20 protein-coding genes and 4 pseudogenes are annotated in these 21378 nt (G+C 66.5%); 11 read left to right on the plus strand and 13 right to left on the minus strand.

The annotated features are described in order from the left end of the window. Together uvrC and uvrA are read right to left on the minus strand one after the other, a co-directional pair. Positions 1–965 (minus strand): annotated as a pseudogene (gene uvrC, locus ACHMWU_RS20705) (excinuclease ABC subunit UvrC); the annotation flags it as partial. Positions 966–1064: 99 nt separating this feature from the next. Continuing rightward, positions 1065–3929 (minus strand): excinuclease ABC subunit UvrA, encoded by a 2865-nt coding sequence (gene uvrA / locus ACHMWU_RS20710; protein ID WP_396046424.1) that lies wholly within the window; start codon positions 3927–3929, stop codon positions 1065–1067. Between the two features lie 166 nt (positions 3930–4095). Between uvrA and ACHMWU_RS20715 the strand changes: the two genes are divergently transcribed. The 3 genes from ACHMWU_RS20715 to ACHMWU_RS20725 are packed head-to-tail and all read left to right on the plus strand — an operon-like array spanning position 4096 to position 5837. Next, complete coding sequence (locus ACHMWU_RS20715) at positions 4096–4539, plus strand: MarR family winged helix-turn-helix transcriptional regulator (RefSeq protein WP_396046426.1); 444 nt, start codon at positions 4096–4098, stop codon at positions 4537–4539. Further along, positions 4536–5162, plus strand: a complete 627-nt coding sequence (locus tag ACHMWU_RS20720) for a hypothetical protein (protein WP_396046428.1) — start codon at positions 4536–4538, stop codon at positions 5160–5162. Before ACHMWU_RS20715 ends, ACHMWU_RS20720 begins: the two co-directional genes overlap by 4 nt. A gap of 21 nt (positions 5163–5183) precedes the next feature. Further along, on the plus strand, positions 5184–5837 hold the full coding sequence (locus tag ACHMWU_RS20725; protein WP_396046430.1) for an MBL fold metallo-hydrolase: 654 nt from the start codon (positions 5184–5186) through the stop codon (positions 5835–5837). 123 nt (positions 5838–5960) lie between these two features. Here ACHMWU_RS20725 and ACHMWU_RS20730 read toward each other — a convergent pair whose 3' ends face one another. Both ACHMWU_RS20730 and ACHMWU_RS20735 read right to left on the minus strand, forming a co-directional pair. Beyond that, complete coding sequence (locus ACHMWU_RS20730; protein WP_396046432.1) at positions 5961–6374, minus strand: hypothetical protein; 414 nt, start codon at positions 6372–6374, stop codon at positions 5961–5963. A 16-nt stretch (positions 6375–6390) separates the two neighbouring features. Further along, complete coding sequence (locus ACHMWU_RS20735; RefSeq protein ID WP_396046434.1) at positions 6391–7284, minus strand: dihydrofolate reductase family protein; 894 nt, start codon at positions 7282–7284, stop codon at positions 6391–6393. Positions 7285–7397: 113 nt separating this feature from the next. Here ACHMWU_RS20735 and ACHMWU_RS20740 point away from each other — a divergent pair, with 113 nt between their 5' ends. Then, complete coding sequence (locus tag ACHMWU_RS20740; protein ID WP_396046436.1) at positions 7398–7787, plus strand: hypothetical protein; 390 nt, start codon at positions 7398–7400, stop codon at positions 7785–7787. Here ACHMWU_RS20740 and ACHMWU_RS20745 read toward each other — a convergent pair. Beyond that, positions 7784–10048, minus strand: a complete 2265-nt coding sequence (locus tag ACHMWU_RS20745; RefSeq protein ID WP_396046438.1) for a cytochrome P450 — start codon at positions 10046–10048, stop codon at positions 7784–7786. The two genes, ACHMWU_RS20740 and ACHMWU_RS20745, sit on opposite strands and share 4 nt — an antisense overlap. Positions 10049–10195: 147 nt before the next feature. On the opposite strand from ACHMWU_RS20745, the gene ACHMWU_RS20750 reads away from it, so the two are divergent. Further along, positions 10196–11593: an APC family permease gene (locus tag ACHMWU_RS20750; protein ID WP_396046441.1), complete on the plus strand. Its 1398-nt coding sequence runs from the start codon at positions 10196–10198 to the stop codon at positions 11591–11593. Between the two features lie 82 nt (positions 11594–11675). Here ACHMWU_RS20750 and ACHMWU_RS20755 read toward each other — a convergent pair whose 3' ends face one another. Together ACHMWU_RS20755 and ACHMWU_RS20760 are read right to left on the minus strand one after the other, a co-directional pair. Beyond that, entirely contained in the window at positions 11676–12101 is a 426-nt protein-coding gene (locus tag ACHMWU_RS20755) for a hypothetical protein (RefSeq protein WP_396046443.1), read from the minus strand. Further along, positions 12023–12685, minus strand: a complete 663-nt coding sequence (locus tag ACHMWU_RS20760; protein ID WP_396046942.1) for a hypothetical protein — start codon at positions 12683–12685, stop codon at positions 12023–12025. The genes ACHMWU_RS20755 and ACHMWU_RS20760 overlap by 79 nt, the downstream gene beginning before the upstream one ends. A 198-nt stretch (positions 12686–12883) precedes the next feature. On the opposite strand from ACHMWU_RS20760, the gene ACHMWU_RS20765 reads away from it, so the two are divergent. Beyond that, entirely contained in the window at positions 12884–13807 is a 924-nt protein-coding gene (locus ACHMWU_RS20765; protein ID WP_396046445.1) for an oxygenase MpaB family protein, read from the plus strand. Positions 13808–13819: 12 nt separating this feature from the next. Here the strand turns inward: ACHMWU_RS20765 and ACHMWU_RS20770 are convergent, their stop codons facing one another. The 3 genes and pseudogenes from ACHMWU_RS20770 to uvrB form a co-directional block, all read right to left on the minus strand. Then, positions 13820–14305 (minus strand): beta-class carbonic anhydrase, encoded by a 486-nt coding sequence (locus ACHMWU_RS20770; protein ID WP_396046447.1) that lies wholly within the window; start codon positions 14303–14305, stop codon positions 13820–13822. Positions 14306–14430: 125 nt separating this feature from the next. Further along, on the minus strand, positions 14431–15183 hold the full coding sequence (locus tag ACHMWU_RS20775) for a hypothetical protein (protein ID WP_396046449.1): 753 nt from the start codon (positions 15181–15183) through the stop codon (positions 14431–14433). 38 nt (positions 15184–15221) lie between these two features. Beyond that, positions 15222–17285, minus strand: a pseudogene (uvrB, locus tag ACHMWU_RS20780) (excinuclease ABC subunit UvrB). 47 nt (positions 17286–17332) lie between these two features. Between uvrB and ACHMWU_RS20785 the strand changes: the two are divergent. From ACHMWU_RS20785 to ACHMWU_RS20795, 3 genes are read left to right on the plus strand one after another with little or no spacing between them, the layout of a single operon-like run. After that, positions 17333–17590, plus strand: a complete 258-nt coding sequence (locus ACHMWU_RS20785) for a helix-turn-helix domain-containing protein (RefSeq protein WP_396046451.1) — start codon at positions 17333–17335, stop codon at positions 17588–17590. Beyond that, a complete protein-coding gene (locus tag ACHMWU_RS20790) occupies positions 17545–17988 on the plus strand; it encodes a hypothetical protein (RefSeq protein ID WP_396046453.1) in 444 nt (147 codons plus the stop codon). The genes ACHMWU_RS20785 and ACHMWU_RS20790 overlap by 46 nt, the downstream gene beginning before the upstream one ends. Positions 17989–18031: 43 nt before the next feature. After that, complete coding sequence (locus tag ACHMWU_RS20795; RefSeq protein WP_396046455.1) at positions 18032–18478, plus strand: hypothetical protein; 447 nt, start codon at positions 18032–18034, stop codon at positions 18476–18478. Positions 18479–18488: 10 nt separating this feature from the next. Here the strand turns inward: ACHMWU_RS20795 and ACHMWU_RS20800 are convergent, their stop codons facing one another. From ACHMWU_RS20800 to ACHMWU_RS20810, 3 genes and pseudogenes are all read right to left on the minus strand, one after another. After that, a complete protein-coding gene (locus tag ACHMWU_RS20800) occupies positions 18489–18797 on the minus strand; it encodes a hypothetical protein (RefSeq protein ID WP_396046944.1) in 309 nt (102 codons plus the stop codon). Positions 18798–19002: 205 nt separating this feature from the next. Further along, positions 19003–19485 (minus strand): annotated as a pseudogene (locus tag ACHMWU_RS20805) (acetyl-CoA C-acyltransferase); the annotation flags it as partial. Beyond that, positions 19379–19831 (minus strand): hypothetical protein, encoded by a 453-nt coding sequence (locus ACHMWU_RS20810; protein ID WP_396046457.1) that lies wholly within the window; start codon positions 19829–19831, stop codon positions 19379–19381. The gene ACHMWU_RS20810 and the pseudogene ACHMWU_RS20805, both read right to left, overlap by 107 nt. Positions 19832–20793: 962 nt before the next feature. Here ACHMWU_RS20810 and ACHMWU_RS20815 point away from each other — a divergent pair. Next, a pseudogene (locus ACHMWU_RS20815) lies at positions 20794–20928 on the plus strand (short chain dehydrogenase); the annotation flags it as partial. A 101-nt stretch (positions 20929–21029) separates the two neighbouring features. Next, complete coding sequence (locus ACHMWU_RS20820; protein ID WP_396046946.1) at positions 21030–21353, plus strand: SDR family oxidoreductase; 324 nt, start codon at positions 21030–21032, stop codon at positions 21351–21353. The last annotated feature ends 25 nt before the right edge of the window (positions 21354–21378 follow it).

The raw sequence follows: 21378 nt of genomic DNA on the forward strand, positions 1-21378 counted from the left end.
GCCGCGCTGAGGCACTCGGATGCGGACGACTCCCCCGCGCGAGACAACAGCTCGGCCACCGAGTCGGCGTCGAGCGGCATCGCAGGCACCAGCACCTCGCGGGGTATCGCCGACGGCGCACTGTCTTGGTAGAGCGTCATCAAGGCGCGCTGGACGAGCTCGGGGAACCCGGCCTCGTCGGCCTTCTCGGCAACCCAGCCGCGCTGACCGCGGATGCGTCCACCGCGCACCGAGAAGATCTGCACCGCGATCTCGAGCGGATCGTCGACGAACCCGAGCACATCGGCGTCGGTGCCGTCGCCGAGCACCACCGTCTGCTTCTCGAGCACCCGTTGCAGGGCACCGAGGTCGTCGCGCAGCTTGGCGGCGAGCTCGTACTCCTGGTTGCTGGAGGCTTCGAGCATCCGTGCTTCGATGCGCTTGGTGAAACCTGCGGTCTGCCCGCCCATGAACGCCAGGAAGTCGTTGACGATCGCGCGGTGCTCGTCGGGGCTGACCCGGCCGACGCACGGCGCGGCACACTTGCCGATGTCACCGAGCAGACAGGGCCGACCGATCGCCTTGGAGCGTCGGAACACCCCCGCCGAGCACGACCGCATCGGAAACACCCGCAGCAGCGTGTCGACGGTGTCTCGGATCGCCCAGGCATGCCCGTACGGGCCGAAGTAGCGCACACCCTTGCGTTGGGCGCCGCGCATGACCGTGACGCGCGGGAACTCTTCGCCGACCGTCACGGCCAGCCACGGGTAGGACTTGTCGTCGCGGTACTTGACGTTGAACCGCGGGTCGAACTCCTTGATCCAGGAGTACTCGAGCGCCAGCGCCTCGACCTCGGTGGTCACGACAGTCCACTCGACGCTGGACGCCGTCATGACCATCTGCTGGGTGCGCGGATGCAGCCCGTTGATGTCCTGGAAGTACGAGCTCAGCCTCGGCCGCAGGGACTTGGCCTTGCCGACGTAGATGACCCGGCGTTCGTCGTCACGAACCGGTAGACCCCCGGATCACGCGGGATCTCCCCCGGCGCGGGTCGATAAGCTTGCTGGATCTGCCACCGACCCAGCCTACGAGGTGGCCAGGAGCGGTTTGAGGAACGAACCGGTGTGGCTGTCGGGGCAGGCCGCGACGTCCTCGGGCGTTCCTTCGGCAATCAACAGTCCGCCGCCGCTGCCACCCTCGGGCCCCATGTCGATGAGCCAGTCGGCGGTCTTGATGACGTCGAGGTTGTGCTCGATGACGATGACCGAGTTGCCGGTGTCGACGATGCGCTGCAGGACGCCCAGGAGCTTGTTGATGTCTTCGAAGTGCAGACCGGTCGTGGGCTCGTCGAGGACGTAGACCGTGCGGCCGGTCGATCGCTTCTGCAGCTCGGCCGACAGCTTGACCCGCTGCGACTCGCCACCGGACAACGTCGTCGCCGGCTGACCCAGGCGCACGTAGCCGAGGCCGACCTCGACCAGGGTGCGCAGGTGTCGGGCGATGACCGGGATCGCCTCGAAGAACTCGACGGCCTCCTCGATCGGCATGTCGAGCACGTCGGCGATCGACTTGCCCTTGTAGTGCACCTCGAGCGTCTCGCGGTTGTAGCGAGCACCGTGGCAGACCTCGCACGGGACGTAGACGTCGGGCAGGAAGTTCATCTCGATCTTGAGCGTGCCGTCGCCGGAGCACGCCTCGCAACGGCCGCCCTTGACGTTGAACGAGAATCGGCCCTGCTGGTAGCCGCGCATCTTGGCCTCGGGCGTCTGCGCGAACAGCTTGCGGACGTGGTCGAAGACGCCGGTGTAGGTGGCCGGGTTGGATCGCGGTGTGCGACCGATCGGCGACTGGTCGACGTGGATGACCTTGTCGACCTGGTCGAGGCCGGTGATGGTGCGGTGGCGGCCCGGAATCGTCCGCGCACCATAGATCGTGCGCGCGAGCTGGGTGTAGAGGATGTCGTTGACGAGGCTCGACTTGCCCGAGCCGGACACCCCGGTCACGGCGACGAGCATGCCGAGCGGGAACGACACGTCGATGTCGCGGAGGTTGTTCTCCTTGGCACCGTGCACCGTGAGCTCGCGACCCGGAACCCGTTCGCGACGCTTGTCGGGCAACGGGATCTTCTTGCGCCCCGACAGGTACTGCCCGGTCAGCGAGTCCTTGCTCGCGTAGAGCTCCTTGACCGGACCGGAGACCATGACCTGTCCGCCGTGCTCGCCGGCGCCGGGACCGATGTCGACGGCCCAGTCGGCGGCCCGGATGGTGTCTTCGTCGTGCTCGACCACGATCAACGTGTTGCCGAGGTCGCGCAACCGCACGAGGGTCTCGATCAGTCGTTGGTTGTCGCGCTGGTGCAGACCGATCGATGGCTCGTCGAGCACGTAGAGCACACCGACCAGACCGGCGCCGATCTGGGTCGCGAGCCGGATGCGCTGCGCCTCGCCGCCTGACAGCGTGCCGGCAGCGCGGTCGAGCGCCAGGTAGTCGAGACCGACGTCGAGCAGGAAGCGGAGACGTTCGTTGATCTCCTTGAGCACCCGCTCGCCGATCTGACGCTCGCGGTCGGTCATCTCGAGCGTCGCGAGGTACTCCGCGGCCTCGGCGATCGACAGGGCGCAGACCTCGGCGATGTTCTTGGGACCGAACTTCGCCGAGTTCAGCTGCACGGCCAAGATGACGGGCTTGAGCCTGGTGCCCTGGCAGACCCGGCACGGAACCTCACGCATGAACCCTTCGAGGCGTTCGCGACTCGTGTCGGACTCGGTCTCTTCGTGGCGTCGTTCGAGGTAGGTGATCGCACCTTCGAAGGACGTGAAGTAGGACCGTTCGCGGCCGTAGCGGTTCTTGTAGCGGACGTGCACCTTGGTCGGATGCCCATGCAGGATCGCGTCCTGAACTTCTTTGCTGAGATCGCCCCACGGGGTGTCGGCCGAGAAGTTCAGCTCGTCGGCCAGAGCACCGATCAGGCGGGAGTAGCAGTCGGCGACGTGCGCCGAGGCCCAGGGCACGACGGCGCCCTCGTTGAGCGACTTGGCGTCGTCGGCGACGACCAGCTCGGGGTCGACCTCCATGCGGGTGCCGATGCCGTGGCACTCGGGGCAGGCGCCGAACGGGGCGTTGAACGAGAACGAGCGCGGCTCGAGCTCGTCGACGGCCAGCGGGTGGTCGTTGGGGCAGGCCAGCTTCTCGGAGAACCGCCTGGTGCGCTCCGGGTCTTTGGCGTCGAGGTCGACGTAGTCGATGATCACGAGACCGTCAGCCAGGTTGAGCGCAGTCTCGATCGACTCGGTCAGCCGTTGCTGCTGGCTGGCCTTGACCTGGAGACGGTCGACGACCACATCGATCGTGTGCTTCTTCTGCTTGGCGAGCTTGGGCGGCTCGTCGGCCAGCATGTGCACCTCGCCGTCGACGATCGTGCGGCTGAAGCCCTGGGTCTGCAGCTGCCGGAACAGCTCGAGGTACTCGCCCTTGCGGCCGCGGATGACCGGCGCGAGCACCTGGAACCTGGCGCCCTCGGTGCCTTCGAGGATGCGGTCGACGATCTGCTGCGGGGTCTGCCGGGCGATCGGCTCACCGCACTCGGGGCAGTGCGCGCGTCCTGCACGGGCGTACAGCAGGCGCAGGTAGTCGTAGACCTCGGTGATCGTGCCGACAGTCGAGCGCGGGTTGCGTGAGGTCGACTTCTGGTCGATCGAGACCGCTGGCGACAGGCCCTCGATGAAGTCGACGTCGGGCTTGTCCATCTGACCGAGGAACTGACGCGCGTACGCCGACAACGACTCGACGTAGCGTCGCTGGCCCTCGGCGAAGATCGTGTCGAAGGCCAGGGACGACTTGCCCGACCCGGACAGCCCCGTGAAGACGATCAGCGAATCGCGCGGGAGGTCGAGCGAGACGTCCTTGAGGTTGTGCTCTCGTGCGCCGCGGATGACGAGGCGATCGGTCACTTGTTCCCCTGTAAGAATCGTGGTTGCGAGGCAGAATTCTGCCCCACGTCATCGTAACGACGGGGTCCGACAGTTTCTTTCCGAAGGCCAGGTCGGCCCCGTCACACCCCCGGGCGTCGAGGTGACAACATTGCGCCTCAACTACATAGTGAAGTAGATTCACGATGTGCCCACCGAATCTACTCAGGCCCTCAATACCGTGCTCCACCTGTCTGCCCTGCTGGCCACGGACTTGGTGCGATATGAACACGAATCCGGGCTGACCGGACCACGTATCCAGCTCCTGTGGGCGCTGGGTCAGACCGGGCCCAGCACGCAACAAACGCTCTCGACCGCACTCGGCGTCACCCCGCGCAACATCACCGGCCTGGTCGACGGGCTCGTCGCCTCGGGCCACGTGACCCGTGAAAAACATCCCACCGATCGCAGAGCAACGCTCGTCACACCGACAAGGCCCGGCGACCAAACGATCAAGGATCTGCAGGACAGCCACGAAGACCTGGCACGTCAGCTTTTCGACAGGATGTCGGACCAGCAGGTTTCCGCCTTCGTCGCGACGCTCAGCGAAGTCATCGCGACGCTCCAGGAGTTGATGGAGGAGGCGACATGAACGGCTCCCCACTGACCCATGTTATGAATGCGGTCCGCCTCGAACTCGCTCTGTACCGCTCGATCGGACGCTGGCTGGCGCGGCGACCCGATGTACCTGACGGTGCGACTCCCATCGGATACGCGCAACTCGTGGCACCCATGCTGTGGCTCTGGATCTTCGGCTCGGCGACAGAGGCCATCGTGGTCGAGGTCCTTCTGCGCCATTTCGACGCACCATGGGCCGAAGCCATCCGGCTGCCCCTTCTGGTCGTCGGCATCTGGGGCGTGCTCTGGATGATCGGAATGATGGCCGCCTACCGGGTTCGTCCCCACCTGTTGTCCGAGGCGAACCTCAGGATCCGCAACAGCGCTCGGACCTGGGTCGATGTTCCGCTCAACCGAATCGCCAGCGTCCATACCGTCGAGCACGAGCTTCCCGGGATCATCAAGGCCGTGCACCAGGACGATAAACTGCTGCTGGTCGGAGTCAGCGCTCGAACCAACCTGGAACTCAGGCTCGACGGGATTGCAGATCTACGAACGTCCGGGGGTGACGTCGCCGCGAGCCGAGTCGGGCTGTGGGTCGACGAACCGCGCAGCGTCCGAACGCTTCTCCAGACGCATCTGCCGACCGCCACCTAGGGATCTGGCAGGCTGGTTCTCATGACGTACACCGGAGAAGTTGAGGTCGGCGGCCCAGCCGACGTGCAGGACGCGACCGACTTGATCATCACCAAGGTCGCCGTCGGAGAGATGAACAACAACGCCTACCTGCTCCGGTGCAACTTGACCGGCGAGCAGATCCTGATCGACGCGGCCAACGAGCACGACCGCCTGGTCGAGCTGATCGGCGACGCCGGCATCACCCAGATCGTCACGACCCACCGCCACGGCGACCACTGGCAGGCGCTCGAGTCCCTCGTCACCGCCACCGGCGCCACGACCGTGGCCGGTGAACGCGACGCCGACGAGCTGCCCGTCCCCGTCGACGTCCGCGTGCAGACCGGCGCCCGCGTACGCGTCGGCTCCTGCGAGCTCGAGGTCATCGAGATCGCCGGCCACACCCCCGGCTCGATCGTCCTGGCCTACGACGACCCCGACGGCATCGTGCACCTGTTCACCGGCGACTCGCTGTTCCCCGGCGGCGTCGGCAAGACGTGGTCACCCGAAGACTTCGCCACCCTCATCGACGAGGTCGAGACCAAGATCTTCGGCCGCTTCCCCGACGACACCCGCGTCTACCCCGGGCACGGCGGCGACACGACCCTCGGTGCCGAGCGCCCACACCTGGCGGAGTGGCGCGAGCGAGGTTGGTGAGCCTGTCAGGGACCCTAGGCATGTAGGGAGATCGGCACTCCCCCAGCGCTGTAACGCTCGGTGCGTGCCGGAGACCCCAGGTCTCGTGGGAAACCGACGAGGCGGGTGGGGACGGTGGGCGGGTCAGGCTTCGACCCAGTCCTCGAGGTCTTCGGGGACAGGAAGTCCCAGGACGGTCAGCAGCCGCACCAGGGCCGCCTCGACGAACACGTCGGGTGCCTCGTCCTCGACGGCGGGGCTTGCCAGCAACGCTCGCACGACGGCCGGGTCGACGACGACCCCGCGGACGTCGGCGGCCCACGCCGTTAGGGCTCGCGCCTCCGCGTCGGTGTCGACTGCTTCAGAAGCAGTCTCGTCCTCGAAGTAGTGCCGTGGCTCGAAACCGACGTAGCAACGGCCGCTGCCGCCAGCCAGCACCGGCGCGTAGTCGACCGCGACGAAGTCGCTGTCGTGCACCTTGACCGACAGTCGCGGCACCGAGTCGGACAGACCGCCCCACTCGCCGTCGGCGAACACAAACGTCGCAAAAAGTCCCATACGACCTTTCTACCGCTCAGTCCCGAGGCTTCAGCTTGCTGGCTGGCAACCAGGCGATCTGGGAGGCGTCGCTGTGGCGCTGGTTCTTGCCCGGGATGACGTAGACGACCTGAGCCTCGTAGCCGTCGGACGTCCGCCGCCACCCGATGACGAGACCGGGATACTCCTGAGCCATCTGGCTCGTCAGGTTCGAGAGGTTGACCCACACGTGATAGACCGGCGGAGCCTGCGGCGTGGCCACGGCGTACGGATCGGCGCTGGCCAGCGGCCTGCCGTTCGTGGTCCCGTTCGCGTTCACCCGATCAGGATACGCGCGTTCGAACACATGTTCTACTGGCGTCGTCGCGCTGGGCCTATGGGGCCCGATATCGCAGGACCACCGCTCCCGACCCGACTCCTGGCGATCCACGAGCTTCAGCTGGATGCGCTCGCGCAGGCCCGCGAGCAGGGTCGGTCCGTGTCCGGCCACGACTGGCTGCACGACGAACTCGTACTCGTCGATCAGTCGCAGATCTGCCAACGCCATGGGAAGCGTCACTCCGCCCACCCACAGACCCTCACCCGGCTGCTGCTTGAGCTCCTGGACCGCTCGACCCACGTCGCCTCGCACCAGCTCGGCGTTCCAGTCGGCACCGTCCAGCGTGCTCGACACGACGTACTTCTTTGCTCGGTCGATGGCCTCGGCGAACGGGACCTCCCGCTCACCCATCCAGTCAGGCCAGGCACCCGTGGTCGGCTTCCGCCACGCCGACTCCATCATCTGGTAGGTCACCCGCCCGAAGAGCAAGGCATCCGCCTGCGCCATCTGAGCTGTCCAGTAACGCATCGACTCGTCGTCCGGGGGCAGTCCTGCCTCGTGATGGCAGCAGCCGTCGAGCGTGACATTGATCGAGTAGCGAAGTGGTCTCATCTCGTGACCCTCCCGTGAGGCGCGCCGCAGTGACCGGACCCCGCCAATCTACTGTCGGGCTGCCGCCTGCGGACTCCGCTCGCGAAAAGACTGCAAGCGCCTAGCGTGGAGACATGAGATCGCTCGCCGCCTTCGCCTGCATCCTGGTCCTAGCCGGGTGCGGCAACGACGCCGAGACGTCCGATCTCTCGGCGGCCCAGGCCGTCCAACGCACCTGCGAGGAAGTCCTGGCCGGCATCGACGACTTCAACGAGCACGACCTCGACGGCACGATCGCGCACTTCGTCGACGCAGTTCCGTCGGCCGAGGCGTACGCCATGCTCAGTCCGGAGCCCGAGGCACGCGCCCTCCTGGACGCCGTCCGGTACTACGCCGACCTGCCCGAGGAGGACTATCTCAAGGCGTCCCGGACGTCATCGGAGTTCGCTCGGCACAAGGCAGTGACCCTCAGCCAGTGCGCCGCCGGAGAACCCATCGACGGCGGCGTGGGCACGCCGACCTAGGGCTCGCGCGGCAGCGACACGTACACCGCGTTGACCGCGACGGCCTGCTCCAGCTCGTGGGACAACCCGGCGAAGAACTGGGACCGGTAGGTCTCATCGGTGACGGCGTAGACCGTGAAGTAGAGCCCCGAGAAGGCCGCCAGAAACACCGCGACCTGCCACAGCTCGTTGGTCACCGGGATGTGGCTGCCAAGGGATGACGGCAAGTCGGTGACGGCGGCACCCGTCCAGGCCTGCACCGTCGCGTCCGGGATCGTGAGGGAGCCGAACACGACGAAGAAGGCGAACAGCCCCAACGACAGCAACAGCACCTGGATCGCCTGACTGAACAGCAGCACCAGCACCAGGTTGGCGCGGGCGAACCGCGGCAGCGCCGGCGGCGTCGCGGCGACCAGACGCGCGGCCTCCTCGGCTGGTGTGCCCACACAGCACTCGGCAACCCGGTCACCCACGACATCGTCCTCGACCTGGCGCACCTCCTCCGGCAGCCGGACCAGCAGGAAGGTCAGGGCGATCGCGGCGAAGAACAGCACGGCCAGCCACAGGACGTGCCGCGACATCAGTGCCGCCACCTGCCACACCTCGGCATTGATGAACAAGAACGTCACGGCCAGCAGCAGCAGCGGCAGGGCGCGAGTCAGCAGCGGGAACATCAGACCCAAGGAGCCGAACGTCCGCCGGATAGCCCACCGCAGCATCGTGCCCATGCGCAGGAATCTGCCCGCGTACAGGCCCAGCAGCACCAGGAAGGCGCCGACCCCCGCCAGCGTCCCGACAGAGCCGTGGTCGGCCAGCACGGCGCCCACGACGATGCCGGTGGCGACCGAGAGCGCCACGATCAGCACGATGACCGCGACGATCCGCCGGCTCGACAGCCAGCGTTCGACCGCATCGGCGTGGTCACCCGCGAAGTACGGCAGCCCGTGCTCGTCGAACCACGTCTCGATCAGTGCGGCTGACTGCGCGTGGTCCGACGGCATCGCTAGAAGGTGACCGGGAGCTCGTCGACGCCGAAGACGAACGACAGCTGGCGAAAGCCGGCTCTTCCTGCGGCTTGGCGAGCGCCAGGTCGGGGAAGCGCTGGAACAGCCGAGGCAGGGCGATCCGCAGCTCCATGCGGGCCAGCCGGCGCCGATGCAGCGATGGATTCCGTGGCCGAAGGCGAGGTGACCGCTCGTCGGCGTCCGGAACGGGTCGAACTCGTCGGGCCGCTCCCCTGCGCTCTCAGGATCGCGGTTGGCGCCGCTCAGCGAGGCGAGGATGACGTCGCCGGCCTTGACCTGCGTGCCGAACAGCTCCATGTCGCGCTTGGCGAAGCGCGGGAACGCGACCTGGACGACCGCGAGATAGCGCAGCAGCTCCTCGACGATCCGGTCGACGTCCTCGCGTTCACCGCGGCGCATCAAGGCGGCGTGCTCGGGGTCGGCCAGCAGCACCATGGTGCCGAGGGCGATCATGCCCGCCGTGGTCTCGTAACCGCCCGTGAAGACGCCGTCGGCCAGTCCGGCCAGGTCGAAGTCGCTGATCGCGTCGCCCTCGTCGCGGATGATCTGACCGATCAGACCCGGTCCCGGCTCCTTGCGCTGCTTGGCAACCGCCGCGAACAGGAACTCTCGCTGCTCCGAGACGGCACCGAAGGCCGCTGCGCCGCCGTTGGTGGCGTCGAAACGCGCGCTGCCCAGCTTCTCGAAGGCATCGCGATCGTCGTAGTCGAGCCCGAGCAGCGCGCAGATCGTCTGGAACGGGATCGGGAACGCCACGGCCTTGCACAGATCGCTGCCGGGGCCCTGCGCCTCCAGCGCGTCGAGCTGGGTCTCGACGAACTCGCTGATCATGGGTTCGAGCCGCGCCAGGCGCCGCATCGTGAACTCGGGCGTGATGATCTTGCGCAGACGCGTGTGCAGCGGCGCATCGGTGAAGCCGAGCCCGCCGACGTCATCGGCCGTGGCCGGACCATCACCGAGCAGGAGGTGACGGATGTCGTTGCTGTAGGCGTCGCGGTCGGTCAGCACCGCACGGGTCTGCTCGTACCCCGTGACCAGGTAGGCCGTGAAGGCGAACGGCAGCTCGAGCTTGCGCATCGGCTCGGTCGCCCGCCACTCGGCGATCTCGGGCAGCGGGTCCATCCCCTCGCGCTGCAACGGAATCTTGGTCTTGGCGGGGATGAAGGACAGCGCGCTGAGGTCGATGCCCTTCTTCTGGATACGGCGAACAGCCAGCTTGCGCAGCAGGCCGGTGGCCCTCTCCTTGACATCAAACACGCACCTGAAACTACACCGCTCGGTTGCGCACTGAGGTCAGCCGGTGGAAGGTGAGACCCGGAACCCATTTTCGGCAGGCTTCCCCGAGGAGATCTCATGAGTACCGACACAGCACCACAGAGCGAGCCAACAGAGCTGAAGAGAGTCATGGGGCCCAAGCTCCTGCTGCTGTTCATCGTCGGCGACATCCTGGGCGCAGGCATCTACGCCGTCACCGGTCAGATGGCCGGCCAGGTCGGCGGAATCGTCTGGATACCGTTCCTGCTGGCGTTCATCGTCGCGACGATGACGGCGATGTCGTACCTCGAGCTCGTGACCAAGTACCCGCAAGCCGCCGGCGCGGCGTTGTACGCGCACAAGGCGTTCGGTGTGCACTTCGTGACCTTCCTCGTGGCGTTCGCGGTGGTCTGCTCGGGCATCACGAGCGCGTCGACGTCGGCCAAGACCCTGGCCGACAACTTCTCCGGTGGTCTTGAGATCAACGGCTGGATCGACAAGTCGCTCAGCACGGGTGCCATCACCGCCATTGCGATGGGCTTCATGGTCCTGCTGGCGCTGATCAACCTGCGCGGCGTCGGCGAGAGCGTCAAGTTCAACGTCGTGCTGACCCTCGTCGAGGTGTCGGCCTTGAGCATCGTGATCGGCGTCGGGTTCTACGTCATCGGCCGCGGCGATGCCGACATGTCGGAGCTGGTCTCGTTCAGCGACTACGGCGACCGGGGCATGTTCCTGGCGGTGACCGCAGCGACGTCGATCGCCTTCTTCGCGATGGTCGGCTTCGAAGATGCCGTCAACATGGTCGAGGAGGTCGAGGAGCCGGTCAAGATCTTCCCCAAGACGATGCTCACAGGTCTTGGTATCGCCGTCATCCTGTACATGCTGGTCGCCGTGTCGGTCGTCAGCGTCCTGACCGCACCCGAGCTCAAGAACATCGCCGACTCCGAGGGACGCGCGCTGCTCGAGGTGGTCTCGAAGGGCGCACCGGACTTCCCGATCGACAAGGTGTTCCCGTTCCTGGCGGTCTTCGCGGTCGCGAACACCGCGCTGATCAACATGCTGATGGCCAGCCGCCTCCTGTACGGCATGTCCCGCCAGCGGGTGCTGCCGAAGGCGCTCGGCGCCGTGCTGCCCGGCCGTCGGACCCCATGGGTCAGCATCGTGTTCTCGACGGTGCTCGCGCTGAGCCTGATCTTCTACGTGACCCGCGACCCCGACAGCAACGTCGTGGCCAACCTGTCCAACGTGACGTCGCTGCTGCTGCTGTGCGTGTTCGCGGTCGTCAACGTCTGCTGCGTCATCCTGCGCCGCCGCAACGACCCCAATGCACGCAAGACCTTCACGTCACCCGGCCCGCTCCCGGCGGTTGCTGCGGTGCTGTGCCTGTTCCTGGCCGGTCCCTGGGTCGACCGCGACGGCGAGGTCTACAAGATCGCCGGTGTCATGATGCTGATCGGTGTCGCACTGTGGGCCATCACGCTGGTGTTCAACCGCCTCACCGGGACGGACTCAGGAAACCTCGAAGAGCTGTCCGACGAGATCGAATGATGCTCTGAGGTCCGATACAACGAGAACGACCTGCCAGTCTTGTCGACTGGCAGGTCGTTCTGGTTCAGATGACGCCCGGACGTTACGAGATCTCGTCCGACGAGCCTGACTGAGCGGCGGCCTTCTCGCGCTTGCTCGAGACGATCAGGCTGACGGCCGCAGTCACGGTGAGGATCACGATGATCACGCCGAGGCTCGCCAGCGTCGGGATCTCGGGCACCTTGACGTGCTCGCCGCCGTTGATGAACGGCAGCTCGTTCTCGTGGAGTGCGTGCAGGATCAGCTTGACGCCGATGAAGCCCAGGAGGATCGCGAGTCCCTGCGACAGGTAGATCAGCTTGGTCAGCAGTCCGCCGATCAGGAAGTACAGCTGGCGCAGTCCCATCAACGCGAAGACGTTCGCGGTGAACACGAGGTACGGCTCCTTGGTCAGACCGTAGATCGCGGGGATCGAGTCGAGCGCGAAGAGCAGGTCGGTCGTGCCGAGCGCGATGATGACCAGCAGCATCGGGGTGATGACGCGGGCGCCGTTCTCGCGGACGACGGCTTGAGTCCGTACCAGTTGTCAGCCACGCGGAACCGCTTGCGCGCGAACCGGACGACAGCGTTCTCACCGTCGTCGTCGTGGTCCTTGTCCTTCATCAGGCTGTAGCCCGTGTAGAGCAGGAAAGCGCCGAAGATGTAGAAGATCCACGAGAAGTTGTTGATCGCCACCGCACCCAGGGCGATGAAGATGCCGCGGAACACCAGGGCGATGATGATGCCCACCAGCAGGGCTTCCTGCTGCAGCTTCCTCGGCACCTTGAAGCTCGCCATGATGATGATGAAGATGAACAAGTTGTCGATCGACAGGCTGTACTCGGTCAGCCATCCGGCGAAGAACTGCAGACCGTAGTCCTCGTTCTTGCCTGGTCCGTTGTGATACGCCGTGACCCAGATGCCGAAGGCAATTGCCATGCCGACATAGATCGAGAGATACGCCGCACATTCCTTCATGGACGGTTCGTGCGGTTTGCGGGCCACGATGATGATGTCGAACAACAACACCGCGACGGTCACACCGATGGTGATGAACCATTCGGTCTGGGACACGTTCAAGAGATTCCTCCGGTCGTCAGTACGCCAGAGGTCTCTTCCGCCGCACGCACCGGACATCGGCGTGCGGCCCGCAGCACCGGATGACTGCCGGGAGTCATCGTGATGACGGCACTGCGATCAGGGAATACTCCCCTCCGGGGATCATTGTGTCAGGGGATGGCCGCGCGTGCCGAATCAACCTATTCTTCCCGGATGCGCACACCGCCTGCTCCCCTGGGCCCAGACTCCCTGACCTGGCGCTACTTCGGCGACTGGCGCGGGGTGCTTCAAGGCTTGTGGGCCGGCTCGATGCAGAACATGCACCCGGGTCTCGGAGCAGGAGTCGAGCAGCACTCGCGGTTCTTCACCGAACGCTGGGAGCGGCTGCTGCGTTCGCTCTACCCGATCGGCGGCGTGGTGTTCGACGGCGACCGGGCCGAGCACACCGCGCGCCAGGTGCGCGACTTCCACCACGGGATCCACGGTGTCGACGCACAGGGACGGGCCTATCACGCGCTCGACCCCGACACGTTCTACTGGGCGCACGCAACATTCTTCATGGGGACGCTCCTGACGGCTCAGCACTTCATGGGTGGCCTGACCGAGAACGACAAGCGACGCCTGTTCGACGAGCACGTCGCCTGGTACGCGTTGTACGGCATGAGCATGCGGCCAGTTCCCCACACCTGGGAAGACTTCCAGGTCTACTGGAAGCACATGTGCGCCGAGGTGTTGGAGGACAATCTTGCGACCCGCCAGGTGCTCGACCTGTCAGAGCTGCCCAAGCCACCGACATGGTGGTGGTTGCCGACCATCGTGTGGCGGGCACTCCGGCCGGGAGTCGCCCGCATGCAGGCGTGGATCACCGTCGGGCTGTACGACCCCGAGGTCCGCACCCTGCTCGGCTATACCTGGTCGGCACGTGACGAACGGCGTCACAGGGTGCTGGGACGGATCGTCCATGTGGCGTTCGGACTGCTCCCCCTCCGTCGCCGCATGCACCCACGGGCCCGCGCCGGCTGGGACCGGGCGACCGGGCGCCTCCCCGCTGACGCTCCGTTGCCGGAGACCCCCGATCGCAATCTCCCGCCTCTGGCTGAACGGAACGACCCGAGCCACTACGTGCCGGGACGCTGACGACGCGCGCGATCAGACCTCGTCGATCGCACCGGTGGCGACGTCGAAGACGAATCCGCGGACCTGGTCCTTCTTGGGGATGAACGGATTGGCCTTGATCCGGTTGATCCCCTGCCGGACATCAGCTGCGGCGTCGGGAAAGGCCTCGGACGACCAGGTCGGACGGATCCCGGTCTCGGCCTCGATTCCCTGCCGGAAGGCATCGTCCTGGAACGTGATCATCCCGCAGTCGGTGTGATGGACCAGGACGATCTCCTCGGTGCCGAGCAGCCGTTGGCTGATCGCGAGCGAACGCAGCGCGTCCTCGGTCACCACGCCACCTGCATTGCGGATCACGTGGGCATCGCCCTCGTCGATGCCCAGGACCTTGGCCGGATCGAGCCGGGCGTCCATGCAGGCGACGACGGCGATCTTGCGGGCGGGCGGCAACGGCAGCGGACCGGTAAATCCCTGTTGATAGGCCTTGTTGGATTCGACGAACTCATCGGTGACGGTCATGGGAGTCTCCTTGGCGTGATCTGACGATCCGCCCAGCATCACCCGCCGACCACGTCAATCGCGGCAGTGTCAGGTGTTGACATCACCGGCCGTTCTCGCCGATTCGTGCTATCGGCGCCTTCTGGCTAGAGGGCCTTCGCGATCAGGTCGAACGTCAACGAGCGCGGCCAGGCGCCGTCGGGCTGCAGACCTGGATGGTCGAAGGCATCGGGTGGGACGGTCTGCGGCTCGACGCACACCGTCGATTCTGGTTCGTCGTAGATGACCCACCAGGGTGAGGTGGAGCTGAGGGTGACCTCGACCGCGCCGGGCCAGGTCAGCACCGGGGAGCCGTTCAGGCGGAAGCAGTCGTCCGATGGGCCCGGCCGCGGTGAGACGAGGCGCCCGGTCGGCAGGGCGTCGGCGCCACGCTCGACCATCTGCGCCAGGTCGACGCCGAGGACGACGTCGCCACCGACCGAGAGCCTGCGGTTGAACCACGGGTGCAGCCCGATCGAGCAGGGCAGGTCGGTGCCATCGGTCCAGGTAAGTGTCGTGCGCAGACCGTCGGGCTGCAGCTCGTAGCGCAGCTCGGCGACGCCCTCGGTCGGCCAGGGTGAGCCGATGTCACGGCGGTAGTGCCCGTCGTCGACCTGGTCCCAGGCCACGTTGCGGCCCAGACCGTGCATCGCGTTGCCGTCCTTGCCCAGGGGCAGCGGTGGGTCGCGCCCCCGACGTTCAACCGACCGGCCCGCACCCGTCCGGCCCACGGGATCATCGGGAAGCTGCCGGCCTCGGCCAGGAGCTCTCAGTCCGCCGACCTGCAAGGAGGTCAGCCGCGCTCCCTTGCTGGGATCGATCGTGGCGCGCAGCAAGCCGTTCTCGAGGACGTGAGTCACCCGTCCAGTATCACCGATACGTCAGACCCCGGCCTCGATCATGCCGCGCAGCTTTCTTCGAGCTCGCCGATCTCATCACGGAGTCGGGCAGCGACCTCGAACTGCAGCTCGGCGGCTGCGGCGTGCATCTGCTCGCTGAGCTGCTCGATCAACGCCGCCAGCTCACCGGACGGCAGGCTCGCGAGATCTGCGGTGTGCTGCCCCAACGGCACGACGGCGCCCTTGCGGCGCTTGTCGCCCGTGGCCGCGAGCAATGTCGCGGTGTCGGCGTCTTCGCGCGCGAGCATGTCGGTGATGTCGCCGATCTTCTTGCGCAGCGGTGTCGGGTCGATCCCGTTGGCGGTGTTGTACGCCACCTGGATGGCCCGGCGGCGGTTGGTCTCGTCGATCGCCAGTGCCATCGAGTCGGTGATGCGGTCGGCGTACATGATGACCTGACCCGAGACGTTACGGGCAGCACGACCGATCGTCTGGATGAGCGAGCGCCCTGACCGCAGGAAGCCCTCCTTGTCGGCGTCGAGGATCGCGACCAGGCTCACCTCGGGCAGGTCGAGGCCCTCGCGCAGCAGGTTGATGCCGACCAGGACGTCGTACTCCCCCATGCGCAGCTCACGCAGCAGCTCGACCCGTCGCAGGGTGTCGACCTCGCTGTGCAGGTAACGGGTGCGGATGCCGGCTTCGAGCAGGTAGTCGGTGAGATCTTCGGACATCTTCTTGGTCAGCGTGGTGACCAGGACCCGCTCATTCTTCTCGACGCGGGTGCGGATCTGGGTGATCAGGTCGTCGATCTGCCCCTTGGTCGGCTTGACCAGCACCTCAGGATCGACCAGACCGGTCGGGCGGATGATCTGCTCGACGACGTCGTGCTCGACCTTCTCCATCTCGTAGTTGCCGGGGGTTGCCGAGAGGTAGACCGTCTGACCGATGCGGTCGAGGAACTCGGGCCACTTGAGCGGACGGTTGTCCATGGCGCTGGGCAGCCGGAAGCCGTGATCGACCAGCGAGCGCTTGCGCGACATGTCACCCTCGTACATCGCACCGATCTGCGGGATCGTCACGTGCGACTCGTCGACGACCAGGACGAAGTCTTCGGGGAAGTAGTCGAGCAGACAGTTGGGCGCCGAGCCGGCCGCGCGTCCGTCCATGTGGCGCGAGTAGTTCTCGATGCCGGCGCAGGTGCCGACCTGCTGCATCATCTCGAGGTCATAGGTCGTGCGCATGCGCAGTCGTTGCGCCTCGAGCAAGCTTGCCCTCGCCCTCGAGCTCGGCCAGCCGCTCTTGCAGCTCGATCTCGATCGTGCGCATCGCCCGCTGCATCGTCTCGTTGCCGGCCGCGTAGTGCGTCGCGGCACCGACGAACAGCTCTTGGTCGTCGCTGAGGACTTCGCCAGTCAGCGGGTGCAAGGTCATGAGGCGCTCGATCTCGTCGCCGAAGAACTCGACCCGGACAGCCATCTCTTGGTAGACGGGGAAGATCTCGACGGTGTCGCCCTTGACCCGGAACGTGCCACGGGTGCTGGCGACGTCGTTGCGGACGTACTGCGCCTGCACGAGCGTGCGCAGCAGCTGCTCGCGCGGCAGCTTCGCCGACCTTGAAGCCGATCATCCGCTCGAGGTACTCCTGGGCAGAACCCAGGCCGTAGATGCACGAGACCGTCGCCACCACGATGACGTCTCGGCGGGTCAGCAGCGACCAGGTCGCCGAGTGCCGCAGGCGTTCGACCTCTTCGTTGATCGAGGAGTCTTTCTCGATGTAGGTGTCGCTCTGCGCGATGTACGCCTCAGGTTGGTAGTAGTCGTAGTAGGAGACGAAGTACTCAACCGCGTTGTGGGGCAGCAGCTTACGCAGCTCGTTGGCGAACTGGGCCGCCAGCACTTGTCGGGCATCATCACCAGCATGGGGCGCTGCAGCCTTCGGCCAGCCAAGCTGTCGTGGCGGTCTTGCCGGTGCCCGTGGCGCCCAGCAGCACGACGTCCTGCTCACCGCCCCGGATGCGCTTGGCGAGCTCGGCAATGGCCGCGGGCTGGTCGCCGGCAGGCTGATAGTCGGACACGACCTGGATGGGCGCCACCTGGCGCCGGAGCTCGGACACTTGCCTCATGTGTCGAGCCTACGGGCCACCACCGACAAGGACGATAAAGTGACCCCATGCCCGTCACAGAACGCCGCGCAGCGCGCAAGAGGGAAATTCTCGAGGCGACCCGCAGCCTGTTCGACGAGCGAGGTGTCCGCGACGCCCAGATCGAGGACATCGCCCGCGCGGTCGGCATCAACCGCGCGATCATCTACCGGCACTTCTCCGGCAAGGAAGAGCTGTTCGCGCAGACTCTGGTCGGGTACCTGCGTGGCTCGACGAGACCTTGGCGGCGGCCGACGACTCGACCGCCGACCCAGAAGTCCGGTTGAGGGCGATCTCCGAGGCCTTCCTCGACTTCGGTGCCGGCCTTCCCGCCTTCGTCGACTGCGCCCAGGCGCTGCTGCGTCGTCGCGGCGAAGAGCTCATGGAAGAAGTCAGCCAAGAGGTCATGGTCGACCTCGGCGTTGCGATGACCGCCTGCCTCAACCACGCCGTCGAGATCCTGAAAGCAGGCGTGGCCTCTGGCCAGTTCAAGGTGGCTGATCCTCACCTGCTTGCCAACGTCTACTACACGCAGGCGCTCGGCGTGCTCAACCTCGCCACGTTGCAGCTGTCGGTGCGCGAGGAAAACCCCGGACTGCCCGCCGTCGACGCGGTCCCCTTCGACCAGGTCAAGGCGCTCGTGACGACCGCAGCCATCGCGATGGCCCGCGGGACCGCTGCCTGACCCTCGGGTCCATCCGGGCGGGTACCTGCCCTAGGTTTCTCGCATGCCCCCGCAGCTGAAGAGAGCTCTCGCCACGACCATTGCTGTCGTGCTCAGCACCGGCCTGACGGCCTGCGCAGGATCTCCTTCTGGTGACACTCCCGCGGAGAAGGCTGCGATCTCACTGGTCGAGGCACTGACGAGTGGTGACGGCAAGACCGCCTGCCCCTTGATGACCCCGAAGTTTCTCGCCGCGGTCAAGGCGGACATGGAGGATTCGGGCTGGGACGAAGAGACAGACGGCACCTGCGAGGGATACGTCAAGCTCACCTCAGAGCTCGTTGCTGGACACGGTGGGCTCCAGGTCAAGGCCGTGACCTCCACGACGACCTCGGCTGGAACCGCCGAGGTCGTCGTTCGCAGCAAGGGGCAACCCGACAACGGCTACGTGGTCAAGAAGGTCGGGACCGCCTGGCTCGTTGACGAGCACATCGACTCAGACGACTACTGAGCGCCAGCAACTAGGCTTCGAGGATCGCGACAACGCCCTGACCGCCGGCGGCGCAGATCGAGATCAGGCCGCGGCCCGAGCCCTTCTCGTGCAGCAGCTGGCGAGGTTGGCGATGATGCGTCCGCCGGTCGCGGCGAACGGGTGCGCGGCGAGCCAGCGAGGAGCCCTTGACGTTGCAGCTGCTGCGGTCGATCGCGCCCAGCGGTGCGTCGAGACCCAGCTTGTCCTTGCAGAACTCGGCGTCCTCCCAAGCAGCAAGCGTCGTGAGCACCTGACCGGCGAACGCCTCGTGGATCTCGTAGAAGTCGAAGTCCTGCAGCGTGAGGCCCTGACGGGCCGAGCATCCGCGGCACCGCGTAGACCGGGGCCATCAGCAGGCCTTCGGCTCCCGAGACGTAGTCGACCGCAGCGGTCTCGTAGTCGACGAAGTAGGCCTGCGGGGTCCAGCCGTGACGCTTCGCCTCGTCCTCGGACGCCAGCAGCACGACCGACGCACCGTCGGACAGCGGCGTCGAGTTGGCGGCCGTCATGGTCGCGCCCTCGCCCTTGCCGAAGACGGGCTTCAACGTCGCAAGCTTCTCCAGCTTGGAGTCAGGCCGCAAGTTGTTGTCCTTCGTGACACCGCGGAACGGCGTCACCAGGTCGTCCTGCCAGCCTTCGTCGTACGAACGCGCGAGGTTGACGTGCGAGGCGACGGCCAGCTCGTCCTGGGCCTCACGCGTGATGCCCCACTGCTTGGTCGTGATGGCCTGGCTGTCACCCATCGACAGGCCTGTACGGGGCTCGGCATTGCGGGGCTGGTCGGGGGCCAGGTGGCTCGGCCGGATCTTGGCCAACGCCGACAGACGCCCCTTGTTGTCCTTGGCCCGGTTGGCCTCCAGCAGGATCTTGCGCAGCTTCTCACCGACGGCCAGGGGCGCGTCGGACGTGGTGTCGGAGCCGCCCGCGATACCGGACTCGATCTTGCCGAGGGCGATCTTGTTGGCGACCAGCACCGCGGCCTGGATGCCGGTGTCGCAGGCCTGCTGGACGTCGTAGGCGGGTGTCGACGGCGAGAGCCGCCGAGCCGAGCACGGTCTCGCGGGCGAGGTTGAAGTCGCGGCTGTGCTTGAGCACGGCGCCGGCGGCGAACTCTCCGACCTGTTCACCGGCCAGACCGAACCGGTCCACCAGGCCGTCGACTGCGGCGGTCAGCATGTCCTGGTTGGAGGCGTCGACGTAGACCGTGTTGGAACGCGCGAACGGGATGCGGTTGCCGCCGATGACGGCGACGCGGCGCACCTGCTGGGTCGTGGCTGCGTCGGATGCGGCGGCCTTCTTGGCCGACTTCTTGGCTGGGGTCGTGTCCGCCATGGCGATCTCCTCGATCTTCGTGAACAGTGGAACCAGACAGTGCTGGTCAGGCAGTGCTGCCGTACGTGACGAGCGCCGCACACCCAAGGGTGGACTGGCCCTGAAACATGAGGTTACAGTTTCTGCAGCGATCCAGATACCAATGGTATCCGAGAGATAGGACACACCCCACTCATGACTGACCGTTACCAGTCGCTGGCACACAATCCCATCGGCAAGTTCGTCATCAAGAACCTGGGTCTGCCCAATCCCCCGGTGCTGGAGCGCTGGACCGAAGGCACCCCCCTCGTCCAGGGCACGGTGCTGATCGGCGCAGCGCCCAAGGGCACACTCGGCGCCTCCCTCAACACGACACTCAAGGCCAGCGGCATCGAGGTCGTCGGGGTCCGCGCCGACGGCAAGCGCTACAAGGGCCTGGTCTTCGACGCGACCGGCATCACCGACACCGCGGGCCTGGCTGACATGCAGCAGTTCTTCACCCCCGCCCTGCGCAGCCTCGCCGGCTCGGGTCGTCTCATCGTGATCGGCACCCTGCCCGAGCAGGCCGCCACCGAGACCGCCGCGATCGCGCAGCGGGCGCTCGAAGGCTTCGTCCGTTCAGCGGGCAAGGAAGTCGGTGGCAACGGCAGCACCGCCAACCTGGTGTACGTCGGTGCGGGCGCCGAGGGCGCCTTGACGTCCACCTTGGAGTTCCTGCTCTCCCCCAAGTCGGCCTTCGTCTCCGGGCAGGTCATCCGCCTCGGCCTCACCGAGCTGCTCACGCCCGACGCCGTCGCCGATCCGACCAAGCCGCTGGCCGGCAAGGTCGCGCTGATCACCGGCGCCTCGCGCGGCCTCGGGGCCGCCATGGCTCGCACGCTGCACCGTGACGGTGCCCAGATCATCGGTCTCGACGTCCCGGGACTCTCGACCGAGCTCGACGCCGTGATGGCCGAGTCGGCGGCACGTCGATCGCCGAAGACATCACGGCGGACGACGCTCCCAAGGTCATCGCCGCAGCCGTCAAGGCGGCGCACGGCGGCGTCGACATCGTCGTCCACAACGCCGGCATCACCCGCGACAAGCGGCTCAAGAACATGAAGACCGAGACCTGGAACCTCGTGATCGACATCAGCGTCGGCGCGCCGCAGCGGATCACCGCCGAGTTGCTCGACCAGAAGCTATCCGCACCGGCGGACGGGTCATCGGCATCTCCTCGATCGCCGGCATCGCCGGCAACAACGGTCAGACGAGCTACGGCACGGCCAAGGCCGGCGTCATCGGCTTCGTGCAAGACCTGTCCAAGCGCGTCGCCCAGGACGGCATCACGGTCAACGCGATCGCCCCGGGGTTCATCGAGACCGACATGGTCAAGACGATGCCGGTCGGCATCCGCACGGCCGGGCGTCTGCTCAGCTCGCTGTCGCAGGGAGGCCAGCCGATCGACGTCGCCGAGGCCATCGCCTGGTACGCCAACCCCGGTTCGTCCGCGATCTCGGGCAATGTCGTCCGCGTGTGCGGCCAGGCTCTGATCGGCGCGTGACGTGACGACCCGAGTCCTGACGAAG

The organism is Aeromicrobium sp. UC242_57 (assembly GCF_044452305.1).
Classification (GTDB): Bacteria; Actinomycetota; Actinomycetes; order Propionibacteriales; family Nocardioidaceae; genus Aeromicrobium.